Annotated in this window: 10 protein-coding genes; 6 read left to right on the top strand and 4 right to left on the bottom strand. The window is 71.5% G+C overall.

The window, feature by feature from the left end:
- The first annotated feature begins 13 nt into the window (after positions 1 to 13).
- From ACIP2X_RS15980 to ACIP2X_RS15970, 3 genes are read left to right on the top strand one after another with little or no spacing between them, the layout of a single operon-like run.
- Positions 14 to 850 (top strand): hypothetical protein, encoded by an 837-nt coding sequence (locus tag ACIP2X_RS15980; protein WP_401672853.1) that lies wholly within the window; start codon positions 14 to 16, stop codon positions 848 to 850.
- 17 nt (positions 851 to 867) lie between these two features.
- Positions 868 to 2,808 (top strand): fumarate reductase/succinate dehydrogenase flavoprotein subunit, encoded by a 1,941-nt coding sequence (locus ACIP2X_RS15975; protein WP_401672850.1) that lies wholly within the window; start codon positions 868 to 870, stop codon positions 2,806 to 2,808.
- Positions 2,805 to 3,590, top strand: a complete 786-nt coding sequence (locus tag ACIP2X_RS15970) for a succinate dehydrogenase/fumarate reductase iron-sulfur subunit (RefSeq protein ID WP_401672847.1) — start codon at positions 2,805 to 2,807, stop codon at positions 3,588 to 3,590. Before ACIP2X_RS15975 ends, ACIP2X_RS15970 begins: the two co-directional genes overlap by 4 nt.
- Here ACIP2X_RS15970 and ACIP2X_RS15965 read toward each other — a convergent pair.
- A complete protein-coding gene (locus tag ACIP2X_RS15965; protein ID WP_401672845.1) occupies positions 3,579 to 4,499 on the bottom strand; it encodes a class I SAM-dependent methyltransferase in 921 nt (306 codons plus the stop codon). The genes ACIP2X_RS15970 and ACIP2X_RS15965 overlap by 12 nt on opposite strands.
- Before the next feature lie 300 nt (positions 4,500 to 4,799).
- On the opposite strand from ACIP2X_RS15965, the gene ACIP2X_RS15960 reads away from it, so the two are divergent.
- From ACIP2X_RS15960 to ACIP2X_RS15950, 3 genes are all read left to right on the top strand, one after another.
- The gene (locus ACIP2X_RS15960) at positions 4,800 to 6,404 is read left to right on the top strand and encodes a hypothetical protein (protein WP_401672842.1); all 1,605 of its coding nucleotides are present in this window, start codon (positions 4,800 to 4,802) and stop codon (positions 6,402 to 6,404) included.
- Between the two features lie 104 nt (positions 6,405 to 6,508).
- Positions 6,509 to 9,436, top strand: coding sequence for a hypothetical protein (locus ACIP2X_RS15955; RefSeq protein ID WP_401674454.1), 2,928 nt, complete (start codon positions 6,509 to 6,511; stop codon positions 9,434 to 9,436).
- Between the two features lie 12 nt (positions 9,437 to 9,448).
- The gene (locus ACIP2X_RS15950) at positions 9,449 to 10,312 is read left to right on the top strand and encodes an immunity 49 family protein (RefSeq protein WP_401672839.1); all 864 of its coding nucleotides are present in this window, start codon (positions 9,449 to 9,451) and stop codon (positions 10,310 to 10,312) included.
- Between the two features lie 17 nt (positions 10,313 to 10,329).
- Here the strand turns inward: ACIP2X_RS15950 and ACIP2X_RS15945 are convergent, their stop codons facing one another.
- The 3 genes from ACIP2X_RS15945 to ACIP2X_RS15935 all read right to left on the bottom strand — a co-directional run bounded on the left by ACIP2X_RS15945 (position 10,330) and on the right by ACIP2X_RS15935 (position 14,217).
- On the bottom strand, positions 10,330 to 12,936 hold the full coding sequence (locus tag ACIP2X_RS15945) for a SpoIIE family protein phosphatase (protein WP_401672836.1): 2,607 nt from the start codon (positions 12,934 to 12,936) through the stop codon (positions 10,330 to 10,332).
- A gap of 261 nt (positions 12,937 to 13,197) precedes the next feature.
- Entirely contained in the window at positions 13,198 to 13,605 is a 408-nt protein-coding gene (locus ACIP2X_RS15940) for an ATP-binding protein (RefSeq protein WP_401672833.1), read from the bottom strand.
- 195 nt (positions 13,606 to 13,800) lie between these two features.
- Complete coding sequence (locus tag ACIP2X_RS15935; protein WP_401672830.1) at positions 13,801 to 14,217, bottom strand: (deoxy)nucleoside triphosphate pyrophosphohydrolase; 417 nt, start codon at positions 14,215 to 14,217, stop codon at positions 13,801 to 13,803.
- Between the last annotated feature and the right edge of the window lie 3 nt (positions 14,218 to 14,220).

Raw genomic sequence — 14,220 nt, 5'->3', positions numbered from 1 at the left:
CCGGAGTCACACCTTGGCCACTGGTACGGAACCCACAACCACAGATCCCCATCCCTCCGGCGGCGGCGTCCGGTCGGCCTCCCGCGCCGCGATCGCGGCCCCGCATCTGCGGACCGATCGCTGGTGGCTGGCACCGGCCGCCACCGCCGCCGGGCTGTTCGCCTTCATCGTGTACTCGACGTGGCGGGCCTTCGCGAACACCGACTACTACGCGGCCCCCTACGTCTCGCCCTTCTACTCCCCCTGTCTGGCGGAGAACTGCGAGCCGATGAAGGGGGGACCCAACTGGGAGCTCTTCGGCAGTTGGTGGGGCATCTCCCCCGCGATCATCATCCTGATCTTCCCGCTCGGCTTCCGGCTCACCTGCTACTACTACCGCAAGGCCTACTACCGGGGTTTCTGGGCGTCCCCGCCGGCCTGCGCGGTGGCCGAGCCGCACAAGAAGTACTCCGGTGAGACCCGCTTCCCGCTGATCCTGCAGAACGTCCACCGGTACTTCTTCTACGCGGCGATCCTGGTCGCCGGCATCCTGACGTACGACACCGTGCTCGCCTTCCGCGACGAGAACTACGCGTGGGGCCACATGGGCCTCGGCACCCTGGTGTTCCTCGTCAACATCGTGCTGATCTGGGCGTACACGATCTCCTGTCACTCCTGCCGGCACATCGTCGGCGGCAAGCTCAAGCACTTCTCCAAGCACCCGGTGCGCTACCGGATGTGGCAGTGGGTCGGCAAGCTGAATGCCCGTCACATGCTGCTCGCCTGGGCGTCGTTGGTGAGCGTGGCGCTCGCCGACTTCTACGTCTATCTCGTCGCGTCCGGGGTCTTCGACGATCCGCGCTTCTTCTAGATGAGTGGGGCCTTTTGATGTCCGTGGTCGAGCGACAGGAGTGGGACGTCGTCGTGGTCGGCGCGGGCGGCGCGGGACTGCGCGCCGCCATCGAGGCGCGTGAGCGGGGCGCGCGCACGGCCGTGATCTGCAAGTCGCTGTTCGGCAAGGCGCACACGGTGATGGCCGAGGGCGGGATCGCCGCCGCGATGGCCAACGCCAACCCGCACGACAACTGGCAGGTGCACTTCCGTGACACCCTGCGCGGCGGCAAGTTCCTCAACCAGTGGCGGATGGCCGAGCTGCACGCCCAGGAGGCCCCGGAGCGGGTCTGGGAGCTGGAGACCTGGGGCGCGCTGTTCGACCGTACGAAGGACGGCCGGATCTCCCAGCGCAACTTCGGCGGCCACGAGTACCCGCGTCTCGCCCACGTCGGCGACCGCACCGGCCTGGAGCTGATCCGCACCCTCCAGCAGAAGATCGTCTCCCTCCAGCAGGAGGACCACCGCGAGACCGGCGACTACGAGTCCCGTCTCAAGGTCTTCCAGGAATGCACGGTCACCCGCGTCCTCAAGGACGGCTCCCGGGTGAGCGGTGTCTTCGCCTACGAGCGGGAGTCGGGCCGCTTCTTCGTCCTGCAGGCCCCCGCGGTCGTCATCGCGACCGGCGGCATCGGCAAGTCCTTCAAGGTCACGTCGAACTCGTGGGAGTACACGGGCGACGGTCACGCGCTGGCGCTGCTGGCCGGGGCGCCGCTGCTGAACATGGAGTTCGTGCAGTTCCACCCGACCGGCATGGTCTGGCCGCCCTCGGTGAAGGGCATTCTGGTCACGGAGTCCGTCCGCGGCGACGGCGGCGTGCTGCGCAACTCCGACGGCAAGCGGTTCATGTTCGACTACGTCCCCGACGTCTTCAAGGAGAAGTACGCCGAGACCGAGGACGAGGCCGACCGCTGGTACGAGGACCCGGAACGCAACCGGCGTCCCCCCGAGCTGCTCCCCCGCGACGAGGTCGCCCGGGCCATCAACTCCGAGGTCAAGGAGGGCCGCGGCTCCCCGCACGGCGGTGTCTTCCTGGACGTTTCGACGCGGATGCCCGCCGAGGTGATCAAGCGCCGGCTGCCGTCGATGTACCACCAGTTCAAGGAGCTGGCCGACGTCGACATCACCGCCGAGGCGATGGAGGTCGGCCCCACCTGCCACTACGTCATGGGCGGCATCGCCGTCGACTCCGACTCGGCGGCGGCGCGCGGGGTGCCGGGGCTGTACGCGGCCGGTGAGGTGGCCGGCGGGATGCACGGATCCAACCGGCTCGGCGGCAACTCGCTGTCCGACCTGCTGGTGTTCGGCCGCCGGGCGGGACTGCACGCCGCCGAGTACGCGGCGGGCGTGGCGGCGACCCGCCCCCGGGTGGACGACGACCAGGTGGCCTCGGCCGCGGCGGAGGCGCTGCGCCCGTTCTCGGCCGAGGCGGAGACCGAGGAGCCGGCCGGTGGCCCGCCGGAGAACCCCTACAGCCTGCACCAGGAGCTCCAGCAGACGATGAACGACCTGGTCGGCATCATCCGCCGGGAGTCGGAGATGGCACAGGCCCTGAAGAAGCTGGCCGAGCTGCGGGCCCGGGCCCGGCGCGCCGGCGTCGAGGGCCACCGCCAGTTCAACCCGGGCTGGCACCTCGCGCTGGACCTGCGGAACATGCTGCTGGTCAGCGAGTGCGTGGCCAGGGCCGCGCTGGAGCGCAGCGAGTCGCGCGGCGGCCACACCCGCGAGGACCACCCCGCGATGGAGCGCGCGTGGCGCCGCGTCAACCTGCTCTGCCAACTCATCGATCCCACGGACGGGTTGGGGGCGACCGACCCGGTCCGGGGTCAGATCGCCCTCGCCCGTGAGGACACCGAACCCATCCGTTCCGACCTGCTCGCCCTCTTCGACAAAGAGGAGCTGGTCAAGTACCTCGCCGAAGAGGAGCTGTACGAGTGAGCAGCTATGAGGCCCGCTTCAAGGTGTGGCGCGGGGACACGGACGGCGGCGGCCTGGAGGACTTCGAGGTCGAGGTCAACGACGGCGAGGTGGTGCTGGACATCATCCACCGGCTCCAGGCCACCCAGGCCCCCGACCTGGCGGTGCGCTGGAACTGCAAGGCCGGCAAGTGCGGTTCGTGCTCGGCCGAGATCAACGGGCGGCCCCGGCTGCTGTGCATGACCCGGATGTCGGTCTTCGACCGCGCGGAGACGATCACCGTCACCCCGCTGCGCGCCTTCCCGGTCGTACGGGACCTCGTCACGGACGTCGGCTTCAACTACGACAAGGCGCGCGAGGTCCCGGCGTTCGTGCCGCCGGCCGGACTCGGCCCGGGCGAGTACCGCATGATGCAGGAGGACGTCGACCGGTCGCAGGAGTTCCGCAAGTGCATCGAATGCTTCCTGTGCCAGGACACCTGCCATGTGGTCCGTGACCACGAGGAGAACAAGCCCGCCTTCGCGGGCCCCCGCTTCCTGATGCGGATCGCGGAACTGGACATGCACCCGCTGGACGCGGCGGACGAGTCCGGCCTGGACCGCAGGCGCACGGCCCAGGACGAACACGGCCTCGGCTACTGCAACATCACCAAGTGCTGCACGGAGGTCTGCCCCGAAGGCATCAAGATCACCGACAACGCCCTGATCCCGCTGAAGGAACGGGCCGTCGACCGCAAGTACGACCCGCTGGTCTGGCTGGGCGACAAGATCCGCCGACGGCCCGCGTCGTCGTCAGGAGGCTGAGGCGCGCAGATAGCCGGAGTGCGCGACCTGCCCGAGGAAGGTGAACCGGGTGTCGGATGCCATGTGCTTCTCGAAGGCCTCCTTGATGCCCGGCCACTTCGGGTGCCCGAAGTCGTCGAGGACGACGATCCCGCCGGGGGCGACGATCTGCTCGGCCCACTCCAGGTCCTTGGCCACGCCCTCGGCGGAGTGGTCGCCGTCGACGATCACCACGCCGTAGGAGCGGTCGGAGACGGCGGCGCGCACCTCGGGGTCCTCCGAGAAGCCCTGCTGGATCCGGGTCGCGGCACCGGCCGCACCCACCAGCGCCAGATTGCTGCGCACGGCGGCCTCCCGCACCGGCGTGCCCGTCACGTCGCCGCTCATGCTGGTGCCCGGCTGGAGCTGCTGACCGGCCAGCGGGTCGACGATCGTGAGCCGGGGGTCCCGCCCCTCCCGCTCCATCATCCGGATCACGGCCGCGCCGAACATGCCGTAGAGCGTGCCGATCTCCAGGATCTCGTCGTTCGGCGGGTCGAGCAGCGGAACGGCGGCGAGCTTGCCGCAGATGTTCATCGTGCCGCCGGCGATGCGGCCGACGCCCAGCGCCTCCATCGCGATGAGCAGCCGGAACGCCTGCGCGACCGCCCGCTCGGCGCCCTCCCCGTTCCCCGTGACATGGGTCAGCTCGGCGATCGTCCGGTTCAGATGAGGGGTCGAGGGCAGCCGGGACGCACCGCGCCCGGTGCCGTCGAAGAACAGCTCCAGGGGCCGCTGACGGCTGCGTATCTTCTTCAGCTCCTGCTGCACGGCGTCGTGGGAGGTGTTTCCGACGACCCGCCGGACCTCACGCTGGATGCGCTGGTCGATGAGCGCGATGGCGGGCCGCAGGGCACGCCGGGCGACCTTGCTGGTGAGTAGAGCTCGCATGGATCGGTGACCCTCACAAGGATTGGGGGAAGTGCCGTGGAACGTAGGCCGCGCACAGCCACCCCACAACTAACGGAAGCACCCCAAGGGGCAAAGCTCATGTGACGTCTGTCCGACGAATCGGTGACACCGGGTGCGCGGGGCGCCCGGTGCGCTCATGCGAACGGGTGCCGGCGGCGACGCGGCGCGCGCCGGCCCGGGCTTCGCCCTCGCGAGAGGGGGCGGCGCGCGGAGCAGTCGGGCCACACCAGGGGCGCACACCACTCGCGGAGCCGCATTCCTGCTCATACGCTCCGAAATGTGACGCCCTCCTCGATCCGCCGCCGGCCCCGGCGTGCGCCCACGCACATATCCGTGCGGGTCGCGCACACGCTGCTCGGCGGGGTGATCGCGGTGCTGTGGCTGGTGTGGCCCGGACTGACCGCGTCGTCGAGCAGCGACCGCCCGGCCGCGCTCCCGTCCACCGCCCCCACCCCGGGCGCGGCGGCCCAGGAGGAGGGGGAGGAGACCTCCACCGCCGACCTCGTCCTCCCGCTCGTCGCTCTGGGCACGGCGGCGGTCCTGGCCGCGTACACCCACGTCCGCCGGACCCGGCGCGCCCGCACCCGCACCACCCCGGGCGGACCGGCGTCCGCGCCGGACCCCGGCTCCGCGCACTCCCTGGACCGGCTCGACGAGCAGGCGCGGGCTCTGCTGGTCGAGGCCGACGACTGCGTACGCGCCAGCGGCGAGGAACTCGCCGCCGCCGGGGCCACGTCCGCCCCGCAGAAGCTGGAGCACTTCGCGCTGGCGGTGCGGGAGGCGCAGTGGGAGCTGTCGGCCGCGTTCGCGATACGGCAGCGGTACGACGACGGCGTCCCGGCCGAGACCTCGGCACGGCGGCAGGCGCTCGCCGGGATCGTCGGGCGGTGCACGGAGGCCGGGCGGCGGCTGGACGCGGAGGCGCCGGCCTTCGACGCGGTACGCGGCCTGGACCGGGACGTGGGGGCGGCGCTGGAGGCGGCGGAGACCCGGTTCCGCGAGGTGGCCGCCCGGACGTCCACCGCCGGGGCGACCCTCGCGGCGCTCGGCGGGCGTTACGCGGCCACGGCCTGCGCGCCGGTCGTCGGCCACGTCGAACAGGCCAAGGACCGGCTGGTGTTCACCACCTTCCACCTCAACCAGGCGCGTCAGGCCGCCGATCTGGCCGATCCCCGGCGTGCCGCGGCCCATCTGCGCGCCGCCGAGGCCGCCACCGACCAGTCCGCGACCTTCGGGGCCGCCGTCGAGCGCCTCGCCGGGGAGCTGTCGACGGCCGAGAGACTGACGGGTGCCGCCCTCACGGGGGCGGAGGTGGAGATCGCGGGGGCACGGGAGCGGGTGGCGAAGGCGGCGGGCGGTGAGGCGCTCGCCGGGATCCCGGCCGGGGAGCTGACGTCACGCCTCATGCACGCCGACGCCGTACTGGCCGCCGTACGCGAGACGCTGACCGGCGGGCCGTACGACCCCCTGGACGCCCTGCGCCGTGTCGTACGGGCCGTCGCGCCGGTCTCGGTGGAGCGGGCCGGGGTACTGGCGGTGGCCGGCGAGCTGGTCGCCCGGAGCACGACGGCCGGGGCGGCCGACTTCGTGGCGACGCACCGGGGCGCGGTGGGAGCCGAGGCCCGCACGCGCCTCGCGACCGCCCGGCGCCTGCTGACCGAGGACCCCCTCGCGGCCGACGCCCTCGCCCGCACCGCCCTGCACCTCGCAGAACAGGACGTCCGGGTGCACGGCACCCCCGCCTCCGGAACGAGCCCGCACGCCGACGGGGTCGGCGGGGCACTGCTCGGCGGCGTCCTGCTGGGCGGGGACCCCGCTCCCGGGCCGCCCGCAGGCTTCGGCGGCCCCGGCAGCCGGGCGCGCCGTAACTTCCCACTCTCGTAACAAACCTTTCGCCCCCGTCAGACAACGCACGTCCGTTTTATATGATGATCGGATCCAGTTGAGAGTTGATCCGATGACGCGCGGACGAGCGGGGGCGGTTGAGCGTGATCACACCGGAGCAGATCCCACAATTCACGGGTGATCTGGCGCAGTTGGAGCTGGACTACGCGGCGTTGAAGACGGACGCGGGCAACATCCGTGACGCCGGGTCCGACGTCCACTCCCAGTTCCAGGGGTTGTCGGCGTTCTATCAGGCGCCGGAGGCTGAGCAGTTGTTCGCGACGACGAAGCCGGTGAAGGACCGCGCGGACGGCTTCGCGGACGACCTGGAGAAGGTGTCGGGGGCGCTGTCGTCGTATGCGGCGGAGGTGCGGCCGCTGGTGGCGAAGCTGAAGGAGTTGAAGGCGAAGGCGGTCACGTTCGTCGGGTCGGTGAAGGACGACGACGAGTGGGAGTACGACGAGGACAAGGTCGGCGAGCACAATCAGCTGCGTGATGACATCACGGCGACGGTGGCGGCGTTCTGGGCGGCGGAGCGGGCGTGTCACAACCGGATCACCGGTTTGTGGGGCGGCACGCAGATGGTCGCGGGGGACGGTTCGGATCGTAAGGACCAGTACGGGTTCTCCGCGGAGGACATGAAGAACGCGAAGCTTCCCTGGGGTGACCCGGTGGAGGAGAAGCATCACTGGTACGAGGTCGGCCACTGGGTGAAGTCGTTCGTGTGGGACGGCCTGATCGTGGACGGTATCTGGGGCACGATCAAGGGTCTGGGGACGCTGGTCGGGTTCGGCGGCTGGGACGCGATGGGCCAGGCCTGGAAAGGCCTCGCCCAGCTCGCCACCGGCCTCGCGCTGTCCTCGATCCCGGGTGTGGGTGCCCTGTTCTGGACGCTCCCGGACGACAAACTCCCGTCGTGGATCAAGGATTCGCGGACGGCGATGAAGGAGACGGGCAAGGCGCTGGTGGCGTGGGACCAGTGGGGCAAGAACCCCGCCCGCGCGGCCGGGGCGGTCACCTTCAACGTGCTCACCACCGTGTTCACGGGTGGTGCGGGTGGTGCGGTGTCGGGTGCGGGCAAGGCGGGCGCGGTCGCGAAGGTGCTGGGCACCACGGCGAAGGTCATCGACCCGATGACGTACATCGCCAAGGGCGCAGGCGCCGGCCTGTCCAAGATCGGTGACATCAGTGCGGCGCTGAAGGGTGTCGGCAACATCGAGATCCCCCGCCTGCCCGAAGGCGCGATCACGCTGCCCGAGGGCGCGGTGCGCCTGCCCGAGGGTGCGGTGCGTCTGCCGGAGGGTGCGACGATCCCGGCGGGCGGCATCAGGATCCCCGAGGGCGGTGCGGTCACGCTGCCCGAGGGCACCCCGCTCCCGGCGGGCGCGGTCGACCTGGGCAACGGCGCGGTCCGCCTGCCCGAGGGCACCCCCGTCCCGGCGGGCGCGGTCGAGCTGCCCGAGGGCGCGGTCAAGCTCCCCGACAACACGCCCGTGCTGCCTGAGGGCTCGGTCAAGCTGCCCACCGAGGACGGTGCCCCGGCCCGCTACTACGACCCCGAGGGCAACATCCTCGACGAGAGCGGCAACGTCCTCGGCAAGGCCGACGACGGCCCCGCAGACATCGTCGACCAGCCCGGCATGCCCCACGACGGAGCCGACCTCCCCCGCGTCGACAGCCCCGTCCGCGAACCCGCCATGGCCGGCGCCGTCCACGCCGCCGACAACACACCCCAACACCTCCACCTCGGCAGCGACCTCACCGACCTCGGCGACCTCGGCCGCACCCCCGACAACCTCCCCGGCAACACCGCCGACAACCTCCCCGGAGGCCACGCCGACAACCTCCCCGGCGGACGCGCCGACCACCTGCCGACCAACAGCGTCGACAACGTGGCTCCGAGCACCGGGACGGGCAGCAACGTGCCTGGCGGCCCGGTCCATCAGACTCCGGCCAACAGCCTGGACAACGCGGCGCCCGGCGCCGCGGACACCGGGCTGCGCCCTGGTGGCCCCGGTGGTCCGGTCTCGCCGGGCGCGCTGGACGACCTGGCCGCACGTTTCGGCGACGACGCCTTCGGCGACATCGGCGACGCCGGCCGGTTCGGCGACGAGGCAGGCACCCCGGCGAACCAGGCGGACGAGGGCACGGGCGCCGCCGACGACGCGCAGCCGACGCGGACGCCCGAGGAACAGCAGCGGATCATCGACGAGCAGATCCACAAGGCCAACACCGACCCGGACTGGTTCAAGGAGCACTACCGCTCCGACGGCCACCGGCACAGCGTGGACGGGGTGGACGGGAACGGCGACGCCCTGCCGGTCCTCGCCAAGGACTCCAACGGCGACTGGATCGCCCGGGATTCAATGCCCTCCAAGCAGCCGCCACCGCGGCTGACCCCTGATCCCGTCGACATGAACTCCCTGAGCAGGACCCAGGTCGACCATCTCGACAACGTGGCAAGGGACCGCCAGGTCGGTGCGGAACTCACCGCGGCGGAGAAGGCCGCCAAGGCCGATCCGGCAGACCCCGCACTGCAGGACGCCCTCACCGAGGCTCAGAAGGCCTACGACGCGCGGCTGTCCGGCACGCCCAACAACAGCGCCCTCGCCGAACGCCTCGGCGAGGAGGCCGCCAGTGTCCACGTCATCCCGGAGCGGTTCCCGGACTACACGTCCGTCACACTGCCGAAGACGGCGAACGGCGCCAACATGTTCGACCAGCTGTATCGGCGGCCGGACGGCAGCTATCTGATCGTTGAGGCCAAGGCGCCGAAGAGCGACCTGATCTGGCGCCAGGGCGCCGGCCCCGCGAAGGGCTGGATGGTCCGGCAGGGCACCTCGGAGTACGTCCACACGATTCTCGCCGAGATGCTGAGCCGCAAGGCGGTCGACGTCCGCATCGCCCGCGACCTTCTGAGCGCGTGGAAGGATGGCAAGCTGGACTACGTCCTGGTCAAGGCCAACGAGAACACCGGCAGCTATGCCGGGGCCACGTTGGAACAGTTCCCGATCAAGTACAAGATCGACTAGAGGAGAGCGTCAGTGGCCACGACCGTCCCCCGCCACGAGTACCCCACGGACGAGGTGCCGGAGACTCTCGACGCTCTCGCCGAGACCGCGAACTGGATCCTGGACGAGTTCGCAGACTCGCCGGTCCTGCGGCCCCAGGCGCTGAGCACGGGGCTCACGCTGGCGCAGCAGCACTGCGCGGTGGATCCGCGGGCGGTGAAGTTCGAGACCTGGGAGGCATGGGTCACGGCCATGCAGACCGGTTCGGCGCTCTTCGCCGCGGCCACCGCCTCCGAAGGCTCCACCGTCACCTGCCGGATCAAGGAGCAGGAGCGCACGCTCCCGGCGACCGGCCCCGAGTCCCATCTCAACGCGGGCACCTGGGTCACCTGCTTCTACCTGGCGATGATCTGCCGCGACAACGACCGTCTGCGCCGGCTGGCCGAGGTACCGGTCTCCTTGCTGCGGGAGTCGGGCGCGGTCTTCGACGAGTACATCTACTCCTGGGTCGAGGCACTGCAGAGCTTCTGGCTCGGGCGTCAGGACGTGGGCGACAAGCTCGTCGCGGCGGTCGACGGCACCGGTCCGCAGGCACTGCGGTACGCGGACGCGGATCTGATGGCGCAGATCCTCTATCCGCCGCTGATGCTGCTCTACCGCGTCATCCGCCGCGACTCCACGGAGTTCAACAAGGCGCTGGCGGACGCGCTGCGCGCGCACAAGGCGTACTGGACCGCCGACGCGGACCGTGCGGCAAGTGCCGACGGGCTCGTCGCTCTCGGGCCGTTGGCGATGGCCTGTCTCGCGCGTGACCAGGGCATCGCGGTCGAGGTCGAGTCGGAGTACCTGCCCCAGGCACTGCTGGAGTACCGCTGGATCGGCGAGATCGCGTACTGACCTCGCCGGTCCGCCGCCTAGAACAGGCTCAGCAGTGCCTCCGCCGGGTCCATCACGCCGTTCTCGCCGTCCGGCAGCGGTAGTTCGAACCACACCGTCTTGCCGCGGTGGGTCCGGCGTGAGCCCCACGCGGCGGACAGCAGGCCGACGAGTTGCAGGCCGCGGCCGCCCTCGTCGGTGTCGCGGGCGCGGCGGCGGCGGGGCTGGACCAGGCCCGAGTCCCAGACCTCGCACACCAGGGTCCGGTCCAGCAGCAGGCGCAGCCTGATCTCACCCTCGCCGTAGCGCAGCGCGTTCGTCACCAGTTCGCTCACCAGCAACTCGGTCGTGTCGACCAGCGGTTCCATGTCCCAGCTCAGCAGCTGCCCGCGCGCGTACTCACGGGCCCGGCCCACGCTGCGCGGCTCGCGCGGCAGCGTCCAGTCGCCGACCGAGTCGGCGGGCAGGCCCTGGACGCGGGCCATGAGCAGGGCCAGGTCGTCCTCGCCGTGGTGGGTGTCGAGGGTGTTGAGGACCTGGTCGCAGACGTCCTCCAGCGGGCGTGTGGGGTCGGTGAGCGCCCCCACGAACGCCTGGAGCCCCTCGTCCAGCGGATGGTCCCGGGACTCGACCAGTCCATCCGTGTAGAGCGCGAGCAGCGCGCCCTCGGGGAGTTCGACCTCGACCTCCTCGAAGGGTTCCCCGCCGACGCCGAGCGGCAGCCCGGGAGGGACGTCGAGCATCAGCGCCGACTCCCCCGGTTCGACCAGGACCGGCGGCAGATGGCCCGCGTTGGCGAAGGTGCACCGGCGGGTGACGGAGTCGTAGACCGCGTACACGCAGGTCGCCAGGTACACCTCGGAGAGGTCCGCCTCGCGGGGGCGCCGGGCGGCCCGGGTGGCCTGCTGGATGCCGCCGGGGGTGCCGAGGCCGCGGGCGATCTCGTCCAACTGGGAGAGTACTTCGGCCGGTTCGAGGTCGAGCTGGGCCAGGGTGCGCACGGCCGTGCGCAGTTCGCCCATGGCGACCGCGGCGCGCAGGCCCCGGCCCATGACGTCGCCGACCACCAGCGCCGTGCGGTGCCCGGGCAGTTCGATGACGTCGAACCAGTCGCCGCCCACCTCGCTGGGGCGGCCCGTGGAGGCGTTCCCCGGCAGGTAGCGGCAGGCGATGTCGAGGCCGGAGGCGACCGGATCGCCGGGCGGCAGCAGGGACCGTTGCAGTATCAACGCCCGTTCGTGCTCGCGGCGGTAGAGCCGGGCGTTGTCGATGCAGACGGCGGCCCGCGCGGCGAGTTCCACCGCGAGGTCGCGGTCCCGCTCGCCGAACGGCTCGCTGCCCTTGGTCCGCGAGAACTGCGCGAGTCCTACGACGGTGTCGTGGGCGACCATCGGCACGGCCAGCGTGGACTGGACGAGGCCGCCCTCCTCCGCGGGGACGGTCTGCGGGCGGGCCGTGCGGAGGGCGTCGGCGCAGGGCGAGTTGAACGGGTAGTGGTGGACGGCGCCGACGGGGACGGGGCTGCCGGTGCTCTCGAAGGGTCCGTCGGAGACCGCGCTGGCGAAGGCGACGCGGCGCAGTTCGGCGCTGCCGTCGGCGAGGCTCTGCGGGGTCTGGTCGCCGACCAGCAGCCCTTGGTAGAGGTCGACGGTGGCCAGGTCGCAGAAGCCGGGGACGACGACGTCGAGGAGTTCGCGTGCGGTGGTCTCCAGGTCGAGCGAGTTGCCGATGCGGGCGCCGGCCTCGTTGAGGAGGGCGAGATTGCGCCGGGCGGCGGCGGCCTCGCGGGCGGCGGCGCGGCGGGAGGTGATGTCGGTTCCCAGCCAGGCGATGCCGATGGGGCTGCCCGTTCCGCTGTGCACCCGGTAGAGGTTGACCGACCAGTGGCGGCGCTCTTCGGTGCCGGGGCGGAATCCCGTGACGTGCATGTCCGTGATGCTGTCGCCGGTTTCCAGGACCCGGCGCAGGGTCGCGGCGACCCGCTCGGCCTCGCCGCGCGGCAGGTAGTCGTGGACCCCGCGGCCGCGGTGGTCGTCGGGGGTGCCGCCGAACACGGAGGCGAACCGCTGGTTGGCGCGCCGCACCTTCAGGTCGGCGTCGATCAGCAGGAAGCCGAACGGGGATTGGCCGAAAATGGCCTGCGAGGCGGCGAGGTCGGTCTCGATGCGGCGCAGCACACGGACGTCGACGACGATGCAGACGGCGGCCTTCTCGCCGCCCTCGGTGCGGGTCGGCATCACGTAGACCTCGGCGAGGCCGGTGCCGCCTCGTCCGCCGTCGGCCGTGTCCGGCAGCCGGAAGGGCACTACGCCGGTCCACTCGCGCCCGTCGAGGATCTCGGCCATCTTCCGCTGTCCGCGCTCGCGCAGGTCGGGGTCGATGAACGCCGCGATGGGATCCATGCCGACGGCCCGCCCGGCCGGAATGCCGAAGAGGCTCTCGGCCCGCAGGCTCCACTGGTCGACCAGTCCGTCGGGGCCGATGGAGAAGGAGGCGACCTTGATGTAGTCGTAGATCGAGCCGGGCGGACTGCTCTGCCACAGGGCGTCCGTGAGCGGCATCTCGACGGAGGCCCCCATGGCCTCCGTCCTCGCGCCGTCCGACGGGTCCTCGGACTCCGTGGCCTTCGCTGGTATCTCGCTCACGCGAACCGTCCCCTCCAGCTCACCGCGCCCGGTACCGGTCACCGGGGGCGGCTGCCCGCAGTATCCAGCACTACGGCGCCGCACGACACGGTGTTCACGATCACAGCACGGTCCAGGCGGTTTTCGGACCGTGCCGCGACAACACTCCCAGTCTTCTAACCAGGGGACACACCCTCGAATCACACCCGGGGGCAACGGCTTCCGGCCGGATCCCGCTCGTGGACACGAGTACGACCCGTGTAAGCCTCCCGGAGCCGTCCCTCAGCCAGGGACGGCGAGCTCGAACCACACCGTCTTGCCCGACTCCCCGGGCCTCGTACCCCAGCGGCGCGAGGACGACGCCACGAGCTGGAGCCCGCGCCCGCTCTCGTCCTCCAGGCGGGGCGCGCGTTCACGGGGCGGTTCGGGCAGCGGGTCGGAGACCTCGACGAGCAGGACGTCGGGCAGGTCGGCGGGACGCACCAGACGCACCCCGATGGGGCCCGTCGCGTGGCGCAGCGCGTTCGTCACCAGCTCGCTGACCAGCAGTGCCGTGATGTCGCTCACACTGTCGAGCGCCCAGCCGTGCAGCTGACGGCGGACGACCGAACGCGCGGTGCGCACGGCTGTGGGGTCGGCGGGGAAGCTCCACTCGGCGCAGTCGCCATCGGTGTCGATCACGCCGATCACTTCCCAGGACAGTGAGCCCGCCCATGTCCGGTTTCATGGGGTTAATGGGCACATACCCGATATCCCAAGGGCAGTACCCACAGGAACGGCGCGGTGTGGCACCAACGGCGTACGGGGCGAGGGCGAGCGTCAACGCCCGGCCCACGGCGCCGAATCACCCCGCTCGCGCTTCCACACGCCCGCAGATCACACCGGTCACGCCCCCGCGTCGGCGGCGTCCAGCTCCGCCGCCACCTCCCGGACGGCCGGCACGTCCTGCTCCAGCCAGTCGACGCTCCACAGGGTGGCGGGCGTGAGCCAGCGCAGTGCGTCGTGGTCCTGGAGGGCCTTCGGCTCGGCGGAGCCGGCCCGCAGCCGCGCGGTCCACACCTGCAGGACGTACGGCGTCCTCAGCGGCCACTGCCCCGGCACGCGCCGCACGGGCTCCGTCTCGACGCCGAGCTCCTCCCGCAACTCCCTTACCAGCGCGGCCTCGGGCGTCTCGCCGGGCTCGACCTTGCCGCCGGGCAGCTCCCAGCGGCCGGCCAGCTCCGGGGGCGCGCTGCGGCGCGCGGCGAGCAGCCGGCCGCCGTCGAGCAGGGCCGCGCCGACCACCACGATCCGTTCCGTCATGCG

The sequence above is a fragment of the Streptomyces sp. NPDC089424 genome, from assembly GCF_044749345.1.
Classification (GTDB): Bacteria; Actinomycetota; Actinomycetes; order Streptomycetales; family Streptomycetaceae; genus Streptomyces.
Note: the sequence above shows the minus strand (reverse complement) of the source record. Positions and strands in the feature narration are given on the sequence as shown.

Bases quoted from the DNA above. Each gene is read 5' to 3' on its own strand.
- ACIP2X_RS15965 (WP_401672845.1), bottom strand. From the start codon at position 4,499: ATGCGAGCTCTACTCACCAGCAAGGTCGCCCGGCGTGCCCTGCGGCCC.
- ACIP2X_RS15935 (WP_401672830.1), bottom strand. From the start codon at position 14,217: ATGACGGAACGGATCGTGGTGGTCGGCGCGGCCCTGCTCGACGGCGGC.
- ACIP2X_RS15975 (WP_401672850.1), top strand. From the start codon at position 868: ATGTCCGTGGTCGAGCGACAGGAGTGGGACGTCGTCGTGGTCGGCGCG.